General features: G+C 56.4%; 15 protein-coding genes. 11 read left to right on the forward strand and 4 right to left on the reverse strand.

Features of this window, described 5'->3' with window-relative positions; translation table 11 throughout:
• Positions 1 to 62 precede the first annotated feature (62 nt).
• The gene (locus QUE41_RS16215) at positions 63 to 2,015 is read right to left on the reverse strand and encodes a DNA topoisomerase III (protein ID WP_286340037.1); all 1,953 of its coding nucleotides are present in this window, start codon (positions 2,013 to 2,015) and stop codon (positions 63 to 65) included.
• Positions 2,016 to 2,086: 71 nt separating this feature from the next.
• On the reverse strand, positions 2,087 to 2,845 hold the full coding sequence (locus tag QUE41_RS16220; RefSeq protein WP_286340038.1) for a TetR/AcrR family transcriptional regulator: 759 nt from the start codon (positions 2,843 to 2,845) through the stop codon (positions 2,087 to 2,089).
• A 359-nt stretch (positions 2,846 to 3,204) separates the two neighbouring features.
• Here QUE41_RS16220 and QUE41_RS16225 point away from each other — a divergent pair, with 359 nt between their 5' ends.
• The 4 genes from QUE41_RS16225 to QUE41_RS16240 all read left to right on the forward strand — a co-directional run bounded on the left by QUE41_RS16225 (position 3,205) and on the right by QUE41_RS16240 (position 7,336).
• On the forward strand, positions 3,205 to 4,728 hold the full coding sequence (locus QUE41_RS16225) for a flavocytochrome c (protein ID WP_286340039.1): 1,524 nt from the start codon (positions 3,205 to 3,207) through the stop codon (positions 4,726 to 4,728).
• An 8-nt stretch (positions 4,729 to 4,736) separates the two neighbouring features.
• Positions 4,737 to 5,111 carry a cytochrome c3 family protein gene (locus QUE41_RS16230; RefSeq protein WP_286340040.1) on the forward strand — a complete coding sequence of 125 codons (375 nt, stop codon included), beginning with the start codon at positions 4,737 to 4,739 and terminating at the stop codon, positions 5,109 to 5,111.
• Positions 5,112 to 5,476: 365 nt separating this feature from the next.
• A complete protein-coding gene (locus tag QUE41_RS16235) occupies positions 5,477 to 6,190 on the forward strand; it encodes a cupin domain-containing protein (protein ID WP_286340041.1) in 714 nt (237 codons plus the stop codon).
• Between the two features lie 18 nt (positions 6,191 to 6,208).
• The gene (locus QUE41_RS16240; RefSeq protein WP_286340042.1) at positions 6,209 to 7,336 is read left to right on the forward strand and encodes a porin family protein; all 1,128 of its coding nucleotides are present in this window, start codon (positions 6,209 to 6,211) and stop codon (positions 7,334 to 7,336) included.
• Between the two features lie 136 nt (positions 7,337 to 7,472).
• On the opposite strand, the gene QUE41_RS16245 is transcribed toward QUE41_RS16240, so the two are convergent.
• Entirely contained in the window at positions 7,473 to 8,312 is an 840-nt protein-coding gene (locus QUE41_RS16245) for a LysR family transcriptional regulator (protein ID WP_286340043.1), read from the reverse strand.
• Positions 8,313 to 8,708: 396 nt separating this feature from the next.
• Between QUE41_RS16245 and QUE41_RS16250 the strand changes: the two genes are divergently transcribed.
• The 4 genes from QUE41_RS16250 (at position 8,709) to QUE41_RS16265 (ending at position 14,157) form a co-directional block, all read left to right on the forward strand.
• Entirely contained in the window at positions 8,709 to 10,214 is a 1,506-nt protein-coding gene (locus QUE41_RS16250) for a flavocytochrome c (protein ID WP_286340044.1), read from the forward strand.
• Positions 10,214 to 10,564, forward strand: coding sequence for a cytochrome c3 family protein (locus tag QUE41_RS16255; protein WP_286340045.1), 351 nt, complete (start codon positions 10,214 to 10,216; stop codon positions 10,562 to 10,564). The genes QUE41_RS16250 and QUE41_RS16255 overlap by 1 nt, the downstream gene beginning before the upstream one ends.
• Positions 10,565 to 10,972: 408 nt before the next feature.
• On the forward strand, positions 10,973 to 12,640 hold the full coding sequence (locus QUE41_RS16260) for an aromatic amino acid ammonia-lyase (protein WP_286340046.1): 1,668 nt from the start codon (positions 10,973 to 10,975) through the stop codon (positions 12,638 to 12,640).
• Between the two features lie 392 nt (positions 12,641 to 13,032).
• Positions 13,033 to 14,157: a hypothetical protein gene (locus QUE41_RS16265; protein ID WP_286340047.1), complete on the forward strand. Its 1,125-nt coding sequence runs from the start codon at positions 13,033 to 13,035 to the stop codon at positions 14,155 to 14,157.
• 126 nt (positions 14,158 to 14,283) lie between these two features.
• On the opposite strand, the gene QUE41_RS16270 is transcribed toward QUE41_RS16265, so the two are convergent.
• On the reverse strand, positions 14,284 to 15,921 hold the full coding sequence (locus tag QUE41_RS16270; protein ID WP_286340048.1) for a methyl-accepting chemotaxis protein: 1,638 nt from the start codon (positions 15,919 to 15,921) through the stop codon (positions 14,284 to 14,286).
• A 395-nt stretch (positions 15,922 to 16,316) separates the two neighbouring features.
• Here QUE41_RS16270 and QUE41_RS16275 point away from each other — a divergent pair, with 395 nt between their 5' ends.
• From QUE41_RS16275 to QUE41_RS16285, 3 genes are all read left to right on the forward strand, one after another.
• Positions 16,317 to 17,771, forward strand: a complete 1,455-nt coding sequence (locus QUE41_RS16275; protein WP_286340049.1) for a wax ester/triacylglycerol synthase family O-acyltransferase — start codon at positions 16,317 to 16,319, stop codon at positions 17,769 to 17,771.
• A 103-nt stretch (positions 17,772 to 17,874) separates the two neighbouring features.
• Positions 17,875 to 20,691 (forward strand): TolB-like translocation protein, encoded by a 2,817-nt coding sequence (locus QUE41_RS16280; protein ID WP_286340050.1) that lies wholly within the window; start codon positions 17,875 to 17,877, stop codon positions 20,689 to 20,691.
• 65 nt (positions 20,692 to 20,756) lie between these two features.
• Positions 20,757 to 21,113 carry a hypothetical protein gene (locus tag QUE41_RS16285; protein ID WP_286340051.1) on the forward strand — a complete coding sequence of 119 codons (357 nt, stop codon included), beginning with the start codon at positions 20,757 to 20,759 and terminating at the stop codon, positions 21,111 to 21,113.

Here is a 21,113-nt window from a genome sequence, read left to right on the forward strand (position 1 = left end):
AAAGCTGAAATTGGGCGGACCCAGATCACAAATCCGCGTCGGACCAGACCTGCCTGGGTAGCTTAGGCCGGGGATTTGCCCTTGGTTTTTCTGCCCTTAACGCTTCGGTTGCCTCTGCCTGAACTGCGGGCCCCCTTTCTGCCGCGCCGACTGGGGGCCGACACCCCTCGCAGGGACTCCGGCAGGTGCTGCCGGGCACCGGACACCAGCGCCTGAAGCTGTTCGGTCAAAGGACCCATAAACCCCTGATAACTGAGCTGACGCTCCCGTATCGACTCCAGTGCCGACTCCCAGCGGGCGGTCATATCCGGGGTGGTGGCACTCTCGGGCAAACTGGCGATCAGCGCCCTGCCCGCCTCCGTGGCCCGAATCTGCTTACCCTGGCGGGTAAGGAACCCACGTTTGAACAGCAACTCGATGATGCCGGCCCGGGTGGCCTCGGTGCCCAGTCCATCGGTCTCCTTGAGGATGCTCTTGAGCGCCTTGTCGGTCACATGGGCGGCGATGTTGGTCATGGCCGCCAGCAAAGTGGCGTCGGTAAAGTGCTTAGGAGGCTGAGTCTGCTTCTCCACCACCTCGCCACGCTGGCAATGAAGAGACTGACCCTCACTCAGTTGAGGCAGATTGGCACTCTCCTCGTCATCACTCTTCTCCTTCTGGGGGAACAACGCCTTCCAGCCCATCTCCACCGGCACCTTGGCGGCGGCCCGGAACAGGCCGGTGCCTATGGTGACTTCCACCTTGGTTTCATCGAAACGGTAATCGGGGTAGAACTGCAGCAGATACTGGCGGGCAATCAGCTCATAGAGCTTTCTCTCGTCCGCAGAGAGGCCTCCGGCGCCGCGCTTGTCTGTGGGGATCACCGCATGGTGGGCATCCACCTTGGCGTCGTTCCACGCCTTGCCCCGTCGGCTGGTGTCCGCCCCCTCAACTGCCTGGGACAGGGCGTCGCTGTTGGCGGCGATGGCGGCGGTGACCCGGGGAGCGTCCCCATGCTGCTGACTGGGCAGGTGACGGCTGTCGGACCTGGGGTAGGTGATAAGCTGGTGCCGCTCATACAAGGCCTGAGCCAGGTCCAGCACCCGTTGGGCACTGAAGCCAAAGCGTTTGGCCGCATCGATCTGCAGGGCGGACAGGTTGTAGGGCAACGGTGCCCCCTGACTCTTGCGCTTTTTCGACAACGAGGAAACGCTGCCGGGCTGGTCGGTGATGCGCCCGGCCACATTCTCCGCCAGTCCCCGTGCCAGCACCCTGCCCTCCTCATCCATGTAGGGTTTGCACGCCTCACTGGGTACCCATTTGGCGGTGAACGCCTCGCCCGCCTCGGTAGTGAGATGAGCCAGCACTTCATAAAAGGGCTTGGAAACGAAAGACTCGATGGCCAGATCCCGGCGCACCACCAGCCCCAGCAGGGGCGTCTGCACCCGCCCTACGGAGAGCACACCTGAGTAGTTCACCTTGCGCCCCTGCAGGGTGTAGGCCCGGGTCAGGTTGATGCCATAGAGCCAGTCGGCCCGGGAGCGGGCCAGGGCGGAGACCGACAGGGAAACAAAGTCGCGATTGCTGCGCAGTTGCCCCAGGGCCCGGGTGACCGCCGCCGGGGTCAGGTCGCTGACCAGCAGTCGTTTCATCCCCTGGCGCTTGGTTTGAGCCACTTTGCAGTGGTGCACCACCTCATCCACCAGCAGCTGCCCCTCCCGATCCGGATCGCCGGCGTGCACCAGCTCATCTGCTTGTTTCATCAGCTTGCGCAACACCGTCAGCTGCTTATGACACCCTTTTCGGGTCTTGAGCTGCCAGTCGGCGGGAACGATGGGCAGGTGTTGTTCCTGCCAGGAGCGCCAGCTTTCGTCATAATCACCGGGCTCTGCCTGCTCCAGCAGGTGACCGACACACCAACTGACACAATCGCCATTGCCCAGCTCAATGTAGCCCTCATGCTTCTTATGGGGCTTGGGCAGCACGGCGGCGATGGCCCGCCCCAGGCTGGGTTTTTCGGCGATGTAGAGTCTCATGGCGCTCACTCACTGTATAGATAAACAGTAGTGTAGCGAAAGCGGGCCCCGGTGTGAACCGGGGAGAGGGATCAGCTCAGGCGACGAATCTGCAGGTTGGCGTCCAGACACTTCTTGCAGGAGAGTTTGCTCTTGATGCCCCGGGCGATGTACTCGGAGACCATGCTGTCCAGAGTTTCGTACTGCTCCCGGGTAGCGGGCTGTGTCCAGTTGAAGGCGTTGACTATGGTCAGTATCCCCTCCATCTGAGCCTGACTCCGCTGGGCTTCGACCAGCTTCTCAATCAGCTTGCTCTCGTAGGCGGTGGACTGACCGTAGAGCTGGAAGTAGATCATCTGTGCCAGCAGGAGCAGGCGTTCATCGCTCTCCTCCAGTACCCCGGAATCCCTGGCCTCGACGGCGAGCATGTGGATCAGATCGAAGAACCGATTGCACCTGAGCTTGAACCTGTCCACCTTTTCGCAACTGGCCAGCGGCCACACCTTGGAGTTCACCGACACCGCCCGAAGAGACATAAAACTGCTGCTCTTCATCACCGTCTGGTAGGTGGTGACTATGGGCACCAGGAAACGCTCCTGAGGGGTAAGCTCAGGGTGAGTATCGAGAATATCCGGAATGTTGTTGGAGGTGGCACTGCGCAAAAACAGACACAGCAACACATCCTCCTTACTTTCGAAGAACTTGTAGACCGAACCCGTTGAGGTATTGGCCACCTTGGCAATATCGGAGAACTTGAAAGAAATAATTCCCTGTTCTTCAATTAGTTGCTCAGCTGCATCCAACAATATCTGGCATTTGTTTTCCGCCTGGGGGGTGTTGGGGCATTGCATATTTTATTTCTTCTACAGACCCATTTTCGCAAACGTTACCTTTTCAACAGAATTTTTGTTGTGACTGTCTTCAACAATCAAGCTAACCCAGGTCAGTTTTTGAATTTAGCTCATTAATATTTGCCTATCTCGGTCACAGAGAAAATTTGTTCAGGATCTGGATCATGAAACAAATTTTCAGCCCAAAACCGATGTGAGTCAGCTCTCAATTTCCCGCCTTCTCCCTCTTCATAGTGAACCTCAATCGCAAGCAGGCTCCAGTATCCTCGCTGACTTCCATTTTTAAGAGGCAAGGAAAATTCGGTGCCCCCTTGCTGGCGCGATTCAACCCGTTCGCCATTCCAACAGGTGAGAAAACTATGACAACCGACATCAATAAACGCAGCACGCTGAAAATGCTGGGTGCCATGACCCTGACCGGCGCCGCTGCCCCATTCGCTGCACAGGCCGGCTCCTGTGACCACTCCAAGGTCCAGTGGGACGACACCTATGAGGTGATCTGCGTAGGGTCCGGCTTTACCGGGCTGGCCGCCGCCATCGAAGCCAAACGCAAGGGCGCCCGCTCGGTACTGGTGATTGAGAAGATGCCCTATTGCGGCGGCAATGGCGTCATCAACGCAGGTCAGGCCTGCTTCGCCGACACTCCGCTGCAGAAAAAGCTGGGCATCAAGGACTCCGCAGAGCTGATGGTCAATGACCAGCTCAAGGCAGGGCGCGGCATCGCCAGCCGCGAGCTGCTGGAGCACAACGCCAAGCTGGGGCCTTACGCCTTCCAGATGACCAAGGAGTGCGGTGCCGTTTACCTAGATTTCTGCCAACAGCCCGGCGGTCACTCAGCCCCTCGCAGCCACCAGGTGGTGGAACGCTCAGGAGCTGGCATCATCCGTCCCATGCTGGCTGAATGTGAGCGTCAGGGCATCACGGTGCTGACCCGCACCAAGTTTGACGATCTGCTGTTCGATGACGCAGGCCATGTCATCGGTGTCCAGGTCACCAAGGGGCACTACCATGACCGCCCTGCCCTGGGTAAGCCTGCCAAGCTGCGTGCCGCTAAGGGCGTGGTGATGGCTACCGGCGGCTTTACTCAGAACATCCGTCTGCGCATGGCTCAGGACCCCACCCTGACCGAAGAGGTGGTCTCCACCAATGCCCCCGGCGCCACCGGCGATGGCCTGGTCGCCATGATGAAGGCGGGGGCCAACCCGGTTCACCTGGCCCACATTCAGTCCGGTCCCTGGGCCTCCCCGGATGAAGGCGGTTTTGGCTACGCGCCCAATTACGCCATCTTCAACTTCCCCCACTCCATCGCCATCGACCTGATGACCGGCCGCCGCTTTATGAGCGAACTGGCAGACCGAAAAACCCGGGCCGATGCCGAGCTGCAGCGCCGTGATGCCAAAGGCAACCCTCTGCCAGCGATTCTGCTGACCTCCAAGAAGCACTCCAGCCAAAACCAGCACAGCCTGGATAACGTGCTGGAAGCCAAGGTGGGGTGGGAATTTGACTCGCTGGAAGCCGTTGCCAAGCACTTCGACATCCCTCTGGAGCCTCTTAAGGCCCAGGTGAAGGAGTGGAACGGCTATGTGTCTGCAGGCAAGGACACCCAGTTCGGCAAGCCGATGAACCTGACCAAGGGTAAGGAGATGTCAGCCCCCTACACCGTTATTCGTCTCTGGCCCAAGGTGCATTACTGCATGGGCGGCGTTCAGATCAACACCAAAGCCGAGGTGATCGCCGCGGCCTCCGGCGAGCCCATTCCCGGTCTGTACGCCGGCGGCGAAGTTGCCGGTGGCGTGCACGGCGTCAGCCGCCTGGGTGGCTGCTCCATTCCCGACTGCCTGGCCATGGGTATCACCGCGGCCCGCTCCATCATGACTGCGTGAGGTACTCCATGAAACTGAAAACGACTCTGGCCATCGCCTTGGCCTTCTCCATGCTGGGCGGTGCCCAGGCGGCGACCCTGACCAAGATGGGCGCCAAACAGGGCCGCAGCTTCCATGAATTCAACTACGAGGACGGCTGCAAGAGCTGCCACGATCAGGGGATGCGCAAGCCTCCCTCAGATCAGAGCTGTCAGCAGTGCCATGACTTACCAGAACTGATTGAGGCCACTGCCAACAAGGAGAAGCAGTGGAAAAACCCTCACAACAACATGCACTACGGTGACAAGGTCCCTTGTATCGAGTGCCACGGCGAGCACAAATCCAAAAAGCCCTTGTGCAGTAACTGCCATAACTTTGATTTCAAAAACTTTAATGAAAACTAAGTTATAACTTCTAAAAAGGCTCCGCAACGGAGCCTTTTTTGTTTTCACCTTTCCTAATAAATGCGCTCACACCAGTTTGATTGACCAAAATTGAATCAGCATCAAGAAATAAACTAAGCATCATTAAACCCCCAGTTTCTGCTCAAAGCCCACCCCGCACAAAAGCGCAATAAAACACCACGAAGATCACGAACTTTCAGACTGCCCGGCGAACTTATTCACCCGCAAATCTCACTTTTGAGTCCTTTACGAGGCGGATCATGAAACTTTGTTTCTACCAAAAACCAACGTGATCCACTGCGCATTTTATTTACCCCTGCGGCTGAATAATGTCCCTGTCCAAAACAAACACCAAGGAAAAGATGATGAAAAAAACTATTGCAGTTGCCGTTTCCTCTATATTTTTGGCTACTCCATTTATTGCCAATGCCAAGGACCATTCTCCTATTCCAACTCCTCTGGTCAGCTCCACACACGCCCCTGTTTGGGAAATTCCAGAGGAGTGTCGCGATCCTCTGGCTGAGAAATACATCGCCGGTCTGGAGTCCGGTAAATACACCCTGGCCAACATCCCTGCCGATGACACCATCGCCAAAGACAAGCGCCACTGGCTGACCTTCGATGAGAGCGGCAAGAACGTGGTTGAGTGTAAAGATGGCGACATCAAGAACTCTCCCTCCAACTACTGCTGGAAAGAGCTGTCTGACGCCCCCTCCGTCATGGGTATTGTGTCCATGGGCAAAACCGACCACGCCCCTCACTACCACCCTCAGGGCGAGTGCTACTACATCGCCAGCGGTAAGACCGAGACCCTGGCTCAGAACCAGATGCAGTCCATCGAGAAGGGGCAGTACTTCTGGATCAACGACTACGCCATCCACAACATCCCCAACCTGAACAGCGAAAAGCTGACCATCTTCTACTGGTACCCAGGTGACGCCAACTGGGGCAGCTTCAAGTACCGCTGGATCGATGACGTGAAGAACCACCAGCCTGCGGAAGCCGCGTTCCACAAGGTGGATGAAATTCGTAAAGCGGCCTGGGGCTACGGCCCATACGGCACCAACGAAGAGAAGTAAAACAGGGGTTTCATGACAATGTTTAAACGTACTCAAACAGCACTGGTGATCACCGCTCTGTTGGCCGGTGCCTCCAGCATGGCCGTTCAGGCCGAAGATGGCATCGACTTCGGTGGCGCAGTGCGCGTTAACTACGGCCTGAAGATGTACAGCGACGCCTCCAAGGATAAGGGCGGCGACCTGAACTTCGACATTCTGGCGCTGAAGTTTAACGGCAAGAAGGGCGACTGGGGTCTGGCGGCAGAGTACCGCTTCAACTCCTCCACCAACTTCATCAAGTACGGCTATGCCTACTATGATATGGCGCCGGAGTGGCAGCTGCAGTTTGGTGTGACCAAGGTACCCTTCGGCAACCCAGGCTTTATCTCCAACAGCTGGTGGTTTGGCCTGCCTTACTACCTGGGCTTTGAAGATGACTACGACGTAGGCGCCAAGGCCGTCTACAACAGTGGCGCCTGGCAGACCGACATCGCCTTCTTCAAAAACGGCGAGTACAGCTCCAGCAACAACAAGGCTTACACCCCTGACCTGTTCAGCGGCATGGTCAACGGCACCCAGTACAACAACGAAGAGATCAACCAAATTAACCTTCGCCAGGTCTACACCTACAATGAGGGTGACCTGACGGTTAAGGCGGGTGGCTCCGCTGAGTTTGGCCAGATCTACAACAGCAAGACCACAGACACCGGTGACCGCTACGGTGTGGCTGTCCACCTGGACGCCACCTACCAGGGATGGAATCTGCAGCTGCAAGCGATGCAGTACGAGTTCGATGCAGAGAACCCTGCCGGCATGGATGGCAACAAGATCGGTGTCGCCGGTGCCGGATGGCAGTGGGAAGTGGCCTCCAAGGGGCAGATCTACTCCCTGAACATTGCCAAGACCATCCCCACCAGCTTCGGCAGCATCAAGGTCTACAACGACTTTGGCATGCTGACACCGGACGTGGATGACGCCAGCTTTGATGACAGCTTCCAGAACGTGACCGGTATGGCCATCGCCGCGGGTCCCATCTACATCATGGCGGACTTCATCCAGGGCAAGAACATGACCTTCTCCACCGAGTTGGACGATCATGTTGGCCTGCCCCAGGCTGGCGACAGCTGGGATCAACGCATCAACATCAACCTGGGTTACTACTTCTAACCCCTTGGGCACCGGGGTGACTGACACCACCCCGGTCCTATTTATCTATGTGTTTTCATTCCTGACCTTGCCGGCTGACATCAGCCGGCTTTTTTATGGGCACAAAAAACCCCGCCGAGGCGGGGATTTGGCCAACTCAGTTAACTTTGGAATTGGCGATCAGCACCTTCACCACCTCCTCATGCTGAGGAGAGATATCGTGACGAACATAGAAGTTGATGGGGCCTTCCACATCGCCCTTGGTGGGTCCCTGACAGACCTCCAGCTCAGGGTTGCTCTCAATCATCTTCTGCGGGAGCAAGCCAATGCCGATCCCTTTCTGGATCAATTCTTGTGAAAAGTCCGGCGTATCTATGGTCATCACCCGATAAAAGTCATCGGTCTGATTCAGTGCCAAAGTCAAATCATGCCAGTGATCCCAGACTCTGGAGTGCGTGATGGTGGGAACCGGTGACGAAAATGTCACCCGCTTAGATTTTGCCCAGTTAAAATAGAGCACATCCAAAATTTGCCGCTTTCGATACTTAGGCTGATTATCAAACAGTCCTTCGGTGATCACTATGTCCGCCTCGCCCTTCTCCATCAAGTGCTTCACCAAGGAAAGCTCCCCGGTCTTAATGTGCAGAAATGAGGAATTAAGCATCTCAGGGTCAATGATTGGCGCCACGTATTTCAAATAGAGTCTGGGCTGGGTGACAATGGTCAATGGAGACTTATCGACAAGCTGCTGAGATAAGTTTAGAAAGTTTTTATAGTTATCAATCACATCGATAGCGACCGGATACAAGATCCGACCATTCTCTGACAGGGTCACCTTGCCTTGTCGTCGCTGAAACAGCTCAACCCCAAGATCGGACTCCAGTTTTTTAACAAGATTACTGATATTTGGCTGAGATGTATCCAGTAACTCCGCAGCCTTAGAAAAGCTGTCAAATTCAGCCGAATAATAAAATGCCAATATTGTTTTTATATTCATCGCTCTCACTATCTCCCCGGCAATAGTTTTCTAAAGCAGTGTAAACCCTTCTCTCCTATGAATGATCTTGAATTTCCGATTCTGTGATAACGATTTAATCTGATGGCGATTAAGGAACTGCGGTTTCAGCCCTGTTATTGACGCGCCAACCCTCCCTAAGCGTTTCCTGATAAATTTGCCAGACGCTTTTATCACAAAACATCTGATAAAATACATTTTCTGTTTGGCCCAATTTTTGTGACCTGAGTCGGCGTGGGTATAGCAATTTATTATGTCGAGCTATCCCGGAGCTTGTTCACGTTCGGTTTCAGCATTTTTTTCTATGATTTTCTTACCCCCTATTTAACTCCAATACCTGCTACAGCTCAGGTATTTGGGTCCACCTAAGGAACTGTAATGAAACGTAGAGATCTACTGAAAGCCGCAGCATTAATACCGGCTGCCGCTGCAGTAACCGCTGCTCCGACACAGGCATCTCCTATGACCAGAAAGTTTGATGAAGAATACGACCTTGTGATCGTAGGCAGTGGTTTTGCGGGATTGGCTGCGGCTTACTCTGCAAATAAAAATGGATTAAACAAGATCCTTGTTATAGAAAAGATGGGTGCCTTCGGAGGCAACTCGGCAATCTGTGGTGGCATTGCCTGTATGCCTGATACCCCGCTGCAGAAAAAACACGGCATCGAAGACTCACCGGAGCTTCTGGTGAAAGATATGCTCAAGGTCGGCCGTGGATTCAACCACCCCGAACTCTGTGAAGCGATGGCGAAAGGCGCCAGCACCGCCTATGAGATGTTGATGGAGTGTGGTGTTGAGTTCAAAGACAAGCTGATTCGTCTGGGTGGACACAGCGCTCCCCGAGGCCACATCCCAACCAATGCCTCCGGAGGCGGCATTGTCGTCCCCATGCACAAATACCTGCTGAACAAAGGGGTTAAATTCCAGAATCGCACCAATGTCTCCGCCATCATTCGCGACGATGCAAACAACGTTTGCGGTGTAGAGGTTCAAACAGATTTCGACCCCAATACAGGGAGCGCCAAAGGAGAGATGACCTACGGATCCCGCCACGGCATTGTGATCGCGACAGGTGGCTGGGGCAACGACAAGAAATTCGTTAAGACCACCATGCCTGCCTACGCAAACTTGAAGGCGAGCGCCCAGCCAGGGGCCACGGCAGAGATGATTAAGTCACTGCTGTCATTAGGGTCACTGCCCATCATGCTGGACATGTACCAGTTGGGTCCTTGGGGTTCCCCGGATGAGCGTCCGGCAGGCCCCGGCTCCTTCTTCGCAGATTACGCCTTCAGTGAGGGGATTGCCGTGGATCCCATGACGGGTAAGCGCTTTGTCAACGAGCTGTCATCTCGTCGCACCCGCTCCGAAGCTGAGCTGGAGGTAATGAAGAAAGGCACCAAAGCAAAACCAAACTACCCCTTTACCTTCTGTGGTGAGGAGACCACAAAGCGCTCGGAAGGCTTCCGCGCTGCCTACCGAGACGGAGCAGTGCGAAAGTCAGACTCGGTCGCAGAGCTGGCTAAGCTGCATGGTGTCGATGAGACACAGTTGGCCCAAACCATCGCAGAGTGGAACGAGATCGTAGAGGGCAAGCCGGATCCCTTTAATAAACCCCTGGACGTAAGAACACAACTCAAGCCGCCCTTCTACTCATTCAGGTTGTCACCTGTACTGCACTACTGCATGGGCGGAGTCGCCATTACGGCAGACGCCCAGGTCGTGGATGTGACCACCTGTGAACCGATCAATGGGTTGTTTGCCGCGGGTGAGATTACCGGAGGCGTTCACGGAATGGATCGCTTGGGAGGTTGCTCCTCCGTAGACGGTCTGGTCTTTGGTCAAATTGCCGGCAGGGCCGCTGCAAAATATAAGGCGAATGTGTAATGAAAAGCTCCATAGTCGTTGCCGCTATCACTGTACTGCTGTCATGGGGAGCCTTAGCCGCGCCCAAGACGATGAAACCCCACCACGCCGACGCCATGGGCGGCAATATGACTTGTCGCACTTGTCACACCGCCAAAGGTAAATTCCAGCGTCCCAGCGCAGAAACCTGCATCGAGTGCCATGGCGGCATGAGCGAGATCCCTATTCAAGCCAACCGCTGGGATAAAGATCCACACGGCTCTCACCACTATGAGGATCTGCTGGAGTGCACCCTGTGCCACTCAGAGCATCAATCATCGAGAGCAATCTGCTCAGACTGCCATGTGGTCGAATTCTCTAATCTAAAATAGAGCTGTTTGTAATAAATCAGAATCGAAATTAATAGTGGCTGGAAAGTTGCCTTAGGGTTATTAAATTAACATGGCAACCACCAGCCATTTTCATTTCCAGCCATCTTTTCATTTAGCCACCCCATACCGAACCCTGCCTCAGCAAGCACTAATTAGACTGACTTAATCGACTGTCAAGCCCTTTCTAAACTGATCACTGCGACTCTCTAAAAAAATAAAACCTGACATCACAAAAAGGCCATTCAAAAAAACATATTTTTCACCAAGCCTTGTTTTGTGACGTAAATCCAGCTCGGCATAGCAAATTCTTATACCCAGCTATCCCGGAGCTTCTTCACGTTCATTCTTAATATTTTTCCCTATGATTTATCCACACCTAAACGATACAAAGAACCAATGGAGTTCCTGATGAAACACGTATTATCAACGAGCATTTGTGCTCTTTCTCTGGCGGTATCCTTCGGCATCCAAGCCGAAACCTTTCAACTGACTGGCCAGGATCTGACTGTCGACCAACTCTGGGAAGCCGCGGCCAAAGGCAATGACGTTACCCTGAGCCGTGCCGCCTGGAAACGAGTGGAAGACTCCTATCAAACCACCATCGACGCCGCGAAGAAGGGCATCGAAATCTACGGCCTGACCACCAACTTTGGCGACCTCAAAGATCAGGAAGTAGTCAAAGGCGACATCGAAGCCGAGCCTAACCGCACTAAGTCCATTGAGTTCAACAAGCGTCAGTTGCGTATTCAGGCCGCCGCAATGGAACCCTACTTCGAAGATCGCATCGTTAAGATGGGTATGATCATCCGTCTGAACCAGATGGCAGCCGGCCTGACCGGTATGACCACCGAAACCGCCAAGTACTATCAGACCTTCATCAACAACGATGTCATCCCCATGGTACCTGGTCGCGGTTCCCCTGGCGTGAACGACCTGAACTGGGCCACTCACATAGGCCTGGCGATGATCGGTGAGTGGGATGTTCACTACAAGGGCAAGAAAGTGCCTGCCACCAAGGCGATGGCCGACCTGGGCATCAAGCCTCTGGAACCCTTCGGCCTGGATGGCATCTCCATCCTGTCCAACAGCAACATCTCCATGGCCATCACCGTGGAAGCGATCCAGCAATCCCAGCACCTGCTGGATATCTCTCCCTACATCGTGGCTACCTCGCTGGAGTGTCTGAACGGTAACGTCTCTCCCTTCCTGTGGCACTCCATCGAAGGCAAAGGGATGCCCCAGGGGCACGTGGCTGCAGAGCCGATCCTTAAAGCTCTAGAGGGCTCCTTCCTGTGGCAGCCCAATGAAGAGCGCTACCTGCAGGATCCGCTGACCTTCCGCTCCTCCCACTGGACGCTGGCCGCCGCTCACGAAGAGCTGGACCAGCTGAGAGATCTGGTTGAGAAACAGCTTAACCACACCTCTGATAACCCCATGGTGACTATCGAAGGCCGCACCGACATGTGGTACTCCGACACCCCAGTGGTGAAGTCCCTGATGGTCGATCCCAAGAAGGGCAGCTACGTTAACTCCAACTCCGCCTTCGATAACACTCAAATCGCGATTCAGGTTGAGTCTCTGGCCACAGCCATGGCTCACGTGATTCACAACTCCGGTTGGCGCAGCCTGCAGGTGGGCATGGACCATCGTACTCACCTGCCCAAGTACCTGGTGGCCAAGTCCAACAAGGGGGGTGACGGTTTCGCCAACATCATCCAGGCGATCTCCGGCTACTACGCCGAAGCCGCAGGCTTGACCAACAACGTCACCCTGTACGGTCTGCCGACCTCCAACATCATTGAGGAGACCTACAACAACGTGAACGTCACCGCCGAGCGTCTGAAGCAGATGAACGACATCGCCTATGAGGTGTTCTCCTACGAGATTCTGCACATGACCCAAGGTGCCCAGATGCGTCGCGACGAGCAGGGTTACAAGCTGGGTAAAGGCACCAGTGCTCTGCTGAAGGAATACCGCAAAGTCGTGCCCTTTGTAGACAAGGATCGCCCATTCACCAAAGACGTAAACAACGGCGTCAAGTTCCTCAAGCAGCTTGATGTAACTACCCTGCTGTAACACCCATCAACGGCGAGCAGATGACCTCTCTCTCTGCTCGCCGTTTTCCTGTATTAATCGACACTAAGAAAAATGATCAGGAGTTTATTCGGGCCAGATAAATTCAAACCCTGAACGACTCCACGCGTCGGAAGCAGACGAAAATTTAAACCTGCGAAAATATCAGAACATGTACTAACCATTGATTCCTTATTCGGCCTCATTGTTTAAGGCATCTAAAAAACACAGTGGTTAATAGAGCATTATTAGTCACCCGCATTTAAGCAACGCCCCAATTGCCAGAAGCGTTTAATAACTCAGCACGCAATATCACCAAACATTGCCTCTGCGATTTTTTAAAGCTTCTCCATACAAACAAGAGTTAAATCATCTAGCATAATATAGGTGTTTTCATGACAACGTTGAATAAAATCACAGCTGCGCTCTTTGCACTTTCTACTCTGACTTGCGCTGGCTCTTATGCCAATGACGCCGAAGATGGCATTGCCATCGGCGGCACCGTCAGAGCCAACTACCAATACAAAGAGTACAGCGACCAATCCAAAGACAAAGCTGGCGACCTTAAATTCGATGTCTTAGCCATTAAATTCAATGGCTCCCTCAATGGTATCGGCCTGGCTTCCGAGTATCGCTTCTACGAAGGCTATCATATGCTGCTGAATGCCTATGCATATGGTGAAATCGGCGAACAGATACAGGCCACCATTGGACTCACCAAGGTCCCCTTTGGCAATCCCGGCTACATCTCCAATAGCTTCTGGTTTGGTCTGCCCTACTATCTGGGCTTTGAAGACGACCACGATATGGGGGCCACCCTTCAATTCAGCCATGGCAACTGGACCACCGATCTGGGCGCCTTTAAGAACGCCGAATACAGCCCTTCAAACAGCCAGCGTTACTCCACCGACATCTACGAGGGCACCATCAACGGCACTCAATACAATAACGAGGAGACCAACCAGCTCAACCTGCGTGAAACTTACCTGATAGAGCATGCCTCAGGTCAATCCATTGTGGGGGCATCGGTAGAGTGGGGACAGATCTACAACACAGAGACCGGTGACAATGGCGACCGCTATGCCCTGGCTCTGCACCTGGACAGTTCCATCAATGACTGGAATCTGCAGCTTCAGGCCATTCAGTATGAGTACGATGCCGCCGATGCCAGTAACCCCAACAAGATCGCCCTGTCAGCCTTTGACTGGCAGTATGAAGTGGCCTCCAAGGGCCAGATCTACTCCCTGAATATTGCCAAGACCATCCCAACCAGTTTTGGCAGCATCAAGGTCTACAACGACTTTGGCATGATGACCCCCGATGTGGATGACAGCAGTTACGACGACAGCCTGATGAATGTCCTTGGTATGGGCATCTCTGCGGGCCCGACCTACACCTATGTCGACCTGATTTCCGGCAAAAACATGTACGCCGCAGGCATCAATGACCATATTGGCCTGCCTCAGGCCGATGATGGCTGGGATCACCGCATCAACATCAACCTGGGGTACTACTTTTAATCAGCTTTAAGCTTAGGCAGTTGTAAAAGACGAGTTCATTTCATTATCGACCGCGACCTTGCCGGCTGACATCAGCCGGCTTTTTTTGTGTCCATTAAAAAACCCCGCCGAGGCGGGGTTTTGTTGTCAGCTCAGTCGGTATCGACCAATCAGGTCCTGCAGTTCGTCGGCCTGAGAGGCGATCTGCTGGCCGACCTGCTGAGCCTCGGAAGCGTTGCGCTCCACCGATTCGCCCACCTCCTTGACCCGCAGCACATTCTGGCTAATCTCTTCACTGACACGGCTCTGCTCTTCGGCGGCCGCAGCAATCTCCATATTCATCTGGCTCAGTTGTCCCACCTCTTCGGTCACCAGGCTGAGCATCTCGTCCACTTCGGTGGCCTGACTGGCACACACGTCGGCAAACTGCTGGCCGTGCTCAATGGAGGTAACCGCTTCCTGGCTCTCCTTCTGCAGACGCTCGATCATGGTCTGAATCTGCTGAGTCGACTCCTGGGTGCGGGATGCCAGAGAGCGCACCTCATCCGCCACCACGGCAAAGCCGCGTCCCTGCTCTCCTGCCCTGGCCGCCTCTATGGCCGCGTTCAGTGCCAGCAGGTTGGTCTGTTCGGCGATGGTACGAATTACATCCAGAATGGCTCCGATCTCCTGGCTCTCATGCTCGAGGCGCTGCATCACCTGCCCCGAGTGGCTGACCGCCCCCTGAAGCTCGATGATGTTCTGCTTGGTCTCGTTGAGATTGCGTTTGCTCTCTCCAAGGCGGCCGTTGGTCTCAGCCACATTGCTGGCGGCGACCTGGGCACTGGAACTGACCTGAGAGATGGACGCCACCATCTCGGTCATGGCACTGGCCATCTGGTCAGTTTGTGAATTCTGATCATGGATGTCGCTGGCGGTTTCCCCCATCTCCCGCTGCAGGGTGTGGGACTGGCTGGTCAGCAGAGCAGACACCTGGTGCAACTGATTGAGTATCGACACCTGTTGTTGCTGAAGCTCCTTGGCATCACCGGCCAGTTGGCCAAGCTCATCCCGCTGCTCCAGACTGAGCCGAGCGGCGAAGTTACCCGATGCCAGCTCACGCAGAAATCCACCGACGCTGCGCATGGGGCGAATGATGAAGCTGTTGCTCACCATGGCACCCACCACCAGAGCCAGGGCAAAGGCCAGGGCAAGGGCCACCATGGCCAGCATCAGTTGCTGATCCGCATGCAACTGGTGCTCCTCTACCGCCCGCTCCTGGGCCTGCTCCATCGCCTCCACCAGGGCCTCGAGACTCTGTGCCGGTGCTCTGTCTATGCCTCTGACCAGGGTGTCCGTGCCAGCGGCATCATAGTCGTTGGCCAGCTGATAGGCCCGACCTTCACGGTATTTTTCACCCAACACCCTGTGCGCCTGGATAAAGGCGTCCAGCTTGCTGGCCAACCCGGCATCCAGCTCCCTGAGCATTGTCAGAGTCGCCTCGGCATGATGTTGCACCTTGGCTTCCGCTTTAAGGTACTTACCCCAGTACTTCTCCCTGTCCTTCTCCTGATAGGTGCGAACCAGGACGTTCTTCCACTCCTGCACCTGAGCTTTGAATTCCACTTCCAGGGTGAGCACCTGCTCCCTGGCCACCACGTCCTGCTGCAATACCTGCTGGTAATAGCCCACCACAGTAACCTGGCTATAGAGGGCAAAACCTGCCCCAAGGAGCAAAAGCAGCATGCCTACCAGATTGGCAAACATCAGTTTCTTGCTAATGCTGAGATGACGGAGAAGCTTCATATATCGGCCCTTAAATGTTGCTGAGACTCTTGTAATCCGTACGCGGGAACCCCGCTTTACTGGGGTTAGCGGCAGGGTATCATCAAGCTGTAATGGTATTTTCGGGCCACCTATTCACAGCGTCACACATCCGCCAACATCGGGTTATGACCCTGTAAAAACAGAGCAAATACACTATTTCTTCATGTTCTTGTACCCATCTGATTTATCTGGCCAATTTCTTACAGGTTTCAGCGACCGGTTAAATTTGAACCAGATCACACTCCGCAACACTCGCCCACAGCTAAAGATCTCAAATTAATTGCAGTTAATGGCAAAAAAACCTCCCCTGATTAGATCCAGCGCATTGACCCGGGCCAGTCCCCTCCATACCTTAGGAGGACAGACCAGCGCCGATGGAGAGGCGTTGGCCGGTAGTAGCCGATGACCACATGGAGTACACCCGCATGGCCCGCTTGTCCCTGATTGACGCATCCTTTGTCCTATTTGAAACACGCGCTACCCCCATGCACGTCGGTGGGCTGATTGAGGTGGAGCCGGACAGCCCGGATTACGCCGACCGATTGTTTGACCACCTGATGGCCGCCGAGCAGGTCCATGCCCCCTTCAATCGGGTACTCCACTTTGGGCCTGGCCTGTGGCCAAGCTGGCGACGCCGCTCCCGGCTGAACCTGAGCCAGCACCTGTTCCGCCATCACCTCGATGACCATGGGGGCGAGCATCAGCTGCAACGCCTGCTGGAATCCATTCACAGTCAACAGATGGACAGGCGAAAGCCGCTGTGGGAATGTCATCTGATTGAGGGACTGCCCAAGGGAATGGTCGCCGTCTATGTGAAGATTCATCACGCCTGTGCCGACGGCATGAAGCTCAGTGCCCTGATGCAGCAGATGCTCAGCGCCGATCCCAAGTCCGCGGTCAGCCCCGCGTTCTGGCAGTTCTCCAAGCAGCGTCACCGCAGCCCAAACCCAACATTGAAGTTGGCTTATGACTTTGCCCACACCCTCTATCACCAGGTTCAGGAGCTGCCCAACCTGGCCAAGCTCACCGGCAAACTGTTCTCCAGAGCCTTCTACCCCAGCATCAGCCGGCTGCCTATCCCCTTTACCGCGGAACGGACCCTGTTTAATCAGGGGCCTGACAGTGAACGGGTCATCGCCTGGGGAGGACTGCCCCTGAGCTCAATCCGCCGCATCAGCCAGTTTACCGGCGCCTCCATCAACGAGGTGGTACTTGCGGTCTGTGACGCCGCCCTGCACCAGTACCTGATCGAACACCAGCACCCCAGTGACAAGCCCCTGGTCGCCATCATGCCGGTGAACATGAAAGGAGAGGGCGACACCCGCGACAACCACTTCTCCCCCGCCCTGATAGAGCTGGGCAGGAGGCAGAACCAGCCCACGGAGCGCCTCAAGGAGATCATGATCTCCAGCCGGCAGATCAAACACGAAGCCAAGAGCTTCTCCCCCACCGCCTTCATGAACCTGTCGGTGGTCACCAATGCCCTGATGCTGTTGATTGGCCGCCTGGGCCTGGACACCAAGCTGCCCGCCATCAGCAACCTGATCATCTCCAATGTGCCCGGGCCCAAAGAACAGCGTTATCTGTATGGGGCGGCCATACGCGCCATTACTCCTTTCTCACTGCTGCTGCCGGGGCAAAGCCTGAACATCACCATGTTCAGCTATGACGGCCAGCTCAATATCGGCATCGCCGCCTGTCACAGTGCCCTGGCGGATGCCGATAAGCTGATCCCCTACATCAACAAGGCCCTGACGGCCCTGGAACTGGATCTGCTGAACGTGACCCTGGAGCTGGCCAACAGGGAGAAAGACTTGAGACTTCAGTAATCTGGCTTTGCAAGCCGGAGGCCAAGCGAGATAGATTAGACAGAGTTGATCCGCAAGGGCATCCTTTCGAGCCCCTGCCCCTCTTATACACAGGAAGTGTCCCATGAGATCCGCTCTGTTTGCCGCCCTGCTGTGGCTGCTGCTCACCCAGCCAGGATTGGCCGCCCCCGAACGCCACTGGCAAACTCTGGAAACCGACTTATACCGCATCCACTTTACCCCGGAACATGAGCACTGGGCCCGCCAGCTCGCCGCCGATGCCGACAGATTGCAACAGGCGGTTGGGGAGTCCATCGGCCACCAACTGCCCGGCAAGGTCGACCTGGTCATCCGCGATCCCCTCAACCTGGCCAATGGCTTTGCCCTGCCGGTGATCGGCCAGAGTCGCACCGTGTTCTACACCACGCCACCGCTCTCCAACTCGGTGCTGTCCCACATGCCCCAATGGTCAACCCTGTTGCTGGTGCACGAGCAGGCGCACCTGAATCATCTGTCCAGGGAATCCCGCTCCCCCATGACCCAGCTGTGGCAGTCTCTCTATGTGGACTTTCTGCAGGTGCCCCGCTGGGTGTCGGAGGGGTACGCCACGGTGATCGAGCATCAGTACGACGGCAAGGGGCGCCCCGCCAACGCCCTGGTGCAGAGCATCCTGATGCAGTGGGCCCGCGAGGGCTATCTCCCCAGCTATCAGCAACTGTCCGGGGATGAGGAGAGCTACCTGGGCATGAGCATGGCCTACCTGATGGGCTCCAGCTACCTGTTGTGGTTGCAGCATGAGCACGGGGAGGAGAGCCTGAAGCAGGTATGGACCCGGATGGTGGCCAGGGAGCCACGCAGCTTCGAGCAGGCCTTCAAAGGCGTATTCGGTCAGGGACCGGAGCGGTTGTATCGCCGCTTCGTCGCCGAAACCTCCTACAAGGCGATGACCCAGGAGTTCGCAGCCCAGGAAGAAACCGCCAATCTTTGGCTGAAACACCACTGGCAGCTGTCTGCCCCCAGCCTGTCGCCCTCCGGTGACAAACTGGCCCTGGTTGAGGGGGACCGCAAGGGCTACAACCAGACGCTGGTGATCTACAGCAACCAGACCAACGACGCCGCCCGGGCCAAGTGGCTGGAACGGCGACAGGCGCGCCTCGACGCCGATCCTCAGGATATCCCCGACAGGGAACCCGAGCAGTTCAATCCCGAGGTGCTCCACTCCCTGCCCCGCAGCGACGGCATGATGACCGACCCTGTCTGGCTGGGTGACGAGGAGATACTCTTCAGCCAACTGACCCCGGGGGCGCAGGGGGAGTGGCACTTTGATCTCTATCGGTGGAACCTGGACACTCAGGAGGTCACCCGGCTGACCCAACAGCAGAACCTGGTGCGACCCTTCCCCCACCCGCAAGGAGGCAAACTGCTGGCCCTGCAGCTCAAGGGAGGGCGAAGCAGCGTGGTGGAACTGGATCTGGCTTCTGGCAACCTCACCACCCGGGTCGTCGCGGCGGACAACGAGATCCTCGACTTTCCCGGTTATCGCCCAGGGAGCGGACAGCTGAGCTACCTGAAACACAGCCGGGGTCAGTGGGACCTGTACCTGTCCGATGACCAACAGCAGGCCCCTTTAGGCCTGGCCCAGGCCAACGGCGGCAACTTCCTCAGCTACCCGAGCTGGCTGAGCCAGGACACCCTGCTGCTTAGCCTGGGCGATAACAAGGGCGTTGCCAACTACCGCTTTGCGGTCAGCAACCGCTCACTGACCCGGCTCACCAGCTATCGCCAGGTGGCGACCGCGCCCCGCAGCGACGGCGAGTCTCTCTACTTCATTGCCACCACCAGTCAGGGCCAGAGCCTCTATCGCCAGCCACTGAGCATCGACGCCCTGGCCCAAACCACCCTGGCGCCCGTCGAGGCTATGCCGGCGCAGCCAGCGCCCATCCAGGATCCGCGCCCGGCCACAGACTATGGCATTGGCCCACAGTATGCCTCTCTGGCACTGGGCACCCAGCTGACCCCCTGGCAACAGGCGCTGGAATTCGGCATTAAGGGGGGCGATCCGGTCAACAGGCTGCGTTGGCAGTTTCTGGCCCAGGGCGACCTCTCCGGCGTCCAGCAGGGCATCCTGGGTTCGCTGAGGTGGCAGGGCTGGCCCATCAGCCTCAATGCCGACCTGCTGGCTCTGGAGCAGGATTTCGATGAGTTGTCAGAGAGTCAGACCCCGCAACTGGATGAGCGGCGACTGGTGGCCCACCTGGGTGGACAGTGGCAAAGACGTTTCGACACGGCACTGAGTCTGCAGCTGGGGGGCGGGGCAACCCTGGGACAGGTGGAAGCACGCAGCAGTGGTGTGGACACCGACCTCAGCACCGCCTATCTGGGCGCCAGTCTGGCCGGTCATTGGCGCAGGGGGCCCCTGTCCCTCGGCAGTCAGCTTCAGGGCAGGCACACCTGGGGGCAAAGCCTGGATCACTGGCAGCGCAGCGACAGTCAGCTCACCCTGTCCCTTGGGTGGCAGGATTGGACCCTGTCCGGTCAGGGCGCGCTGTGGGATCTGGGCGGAACGCCCTCCCCCTTCGACCAGCTGAGACTGGGGGGCATACCCAGCAGCCTCACCCCTCACTGGCTCCCCTGGGGACAGGTGATGGAGCCGACCCTGCCCCTTTCCGCCCTGACCGGTGAGCGGCTGGAGCGCCTGGGTATCAGCCTGGGCAATGCCCCACTGCAACTCTTCTATCGAAGCTATCAGATGGACGCAGGAGAGCGACTGCCGGTGGCCGGGGTCAATCTGGAACTGGAGGGACTCTCTCCCTACATCTTCGACGCCCTGCCCGAGTTCGATGGCCTGCAACTGCAGATGGGCGCCGGCTGGGCAGGAGACAACGGCGTGGAAGACCCCATAGGCTGGAGCGCCTGGTTGAGCCTCTACTACCAGCTTTAACTGAGTTGGCAGCAGGCCCCCACTTGGGTATGGTGGGGGCCTGATTCCCCATCCACAGCTTCCCCATGAGCCCTGAACAACTGCTAGAGCAACTCTTCATCCTGCCCACCCGGGAACTGAACGCCCTTGGGGTGTCCACCGTGGTGCTCAGCCTGCTGCATCATGAAGGGGAGCAGGCGCAACTGATGGAAGGAACCCTGGATGGCAGCCCCCATCACTGGGTCATCTGGCAGGACCGCCTGGTGGACTTTCGTTACCCTGGCATCCAAACCCCGGAAGCCGGCATCCGTCCCGTCAGTGAGTGCTCACACTACCGCGGGAACCGGGCAGGTGTCGCCCCCATTCCCAAAGTGATGCTGCCCGCGTTCTGTGGTGGCGACCACGCCCACTTCGATCATCTGGCCGGTAAGAGTGAGGCATAA

The sequence above is a fragment of the Ferrimonas sp. YFM genome, from assembly GCF_030296015.1.
In the GTDB taxonomy this organism is placed as follows: domain Bacteria; phylum Pseudomonadota; class Gammaproteobacteria; order Enterobacterales; family Shewanellaceae; genus Ferrimonas.